This is a genomic window from Streptococcus mitis (assembly GCF_946190285.1).
Lineage (GTDB): Bacteria > Bacillota > Bacilli > Lactobacillales > Streptococcaceae > Streptococcus > Streptococcus mitis_CP.
This window is the reverse complement of the sequence record NZ_CAMHZX010000057.1, coordinates 1-267: the sequence shown is the minus strand read 5'-3', so window position 1 is coordinate 267 and position 267 is coordinate 1. Positions and strand designations below refer to the sequence as shown.

At 41.6% G+C, this 267-nt stretch carries 1 protein-coding gene; it reads left to right on the top strand.

Annotated elements, in window-relative coordinates:
• Positions 1 to 267, top strand: a 267-nt coding sequence (locus tag N8L39_RS09340) for a hypothetical protein (protein WP_261039386.1), incomplete at both ends; no start/stop codon positions are given.

Here is a 267-nt window from a genome sequence, read left to right as displayed (position 1 = left end):
CAGCACCATCAGTAACAGTAAAACGTGTAGATAAGAACGGAACACCAGTTACAGCAACATACACACCAACAGTAACACCAGTAGTACCGACATCAAAACCAGCTGAATCGACAGATATCCAAGGAAAAGAGCAAAAAGGAACACCTGAGTTCACCCCAGGAAACCCAGAAGTACCAATGGATAACGAAACACCAGCAACATTTGAAGATGGAAAAACTACGAAGACAGTAGAAAAAGTTGGAACATACACAGTAGCTAAAGATGGAA